The sequence below is a fragment of the Vibrio sp. 10N.222.49.C9 genome, from assembly GCF_041474985.1.
GTDB classification, from domain to species: Bacteria; Pseudomonadota; Gammaproteobacteria; order Enterobacterales; family Vibrionaceae; genus Vibrio; species Vibrio crassostreae_C.
In genome coordinates this window covers 1-677 of record NZ_JBFRVD010000140.1, presented here as the reverse complement: position 1 = coordinate 677, position 677 = coordinate 1, and the positions used below count along the sequence as shown (strand labels likewise).

Annotated in this window: 5 tRNA genes; all 5 read right to left on the bottom strand. The window is 46.7% G+C overall.

The features are described from left to right. Positions 1-100: 100 nt before the first annotated feature. Positions 101-176, bottom strand: a tRNA-Val gene (locus AB4585_RS22390). A 32-nt stretch (positions 177-208) separates the two neighbouring features. Then, positions 209-284 (bottom strand) — tRNA-Ala (locus tag AB4585_RS22385). Between the two features lie 25 nt (positions 285-309). Further along, positions 310-385: transfer RNA gene (locus AB4585_RS22380), tRNA-Val, on the bottom strand. A 25-nt stretch (positions 386-410) separates the two neighbouring features. Continuing rightward, positions 411-486: transfer RNA gene (locus AB4585_RS22375), tRNA-Lys, on the bottom strand. Between the two features lie 20 nt (positions 487-506). Next, positions 507-582, bottom strand: a tRNA-Glu gene (locus AB4585_RS22370). Between the last annotated feature and the right edge of the window lie 95 nt (positions 583-677).

The following is a 677-nucleotide window of genomic DNA, read 5'->3' as shown; positions in this document are numbered from 1 at the left end:
TCCAAATTGTTAAAGAGCAAGAGTTTTTAAAGCATTAAACTTTCAAAACCATTTTTAAATACACTCAGTTTTCTATTACTAAGAAAAGTGTGCTTAAAGATGGTGGGCGATACCGGGCTCGAACCAGTGACCCCCTGCTTGTAAGGCAGGTGCTCTCCCAACTGAGCTAATCGCCCATGATAGTTTTGATTCCTTCATGGAGAAAGAATGGTGGAGCTATGCGGGATCGAACCGCAGACCTCCTGCGTGCAAGGCAGGCGCTCTCCCAGCTGAGCTATAGCCCCATATTTTTATTTCCTTGGGAGGAAATGGTGGGCGATACCGGGCTCGAACCAGTGACCCCCTGCTTGTAAGGCAGGTGCTCTCCCAACTGAGCTAATCGCCCCAAATTTTATTTCCTTGGGAGGAAATGGTGGGTCGTGCAGGATTCGAACCTGCGACCAATTGATTAAAAGTCAACTGCTCTACCAACTGAGCTAACGACCCTTTTTACTTCTTGAAGGAAGTGGTATCCCGTAGGGGAGTCGAACCCCTGTTACCGCCGTGAAAGGGCGGTGTCCTAGGCCTCTAGACGAACGGGACACTGCAATTCATCTCTACTTTAAAAGTAGAAACAAACTTCGAAGAACTTGGGAGTTCTTCATCTCTTTACTTTTCTAAACCTAATCAATCTGTGT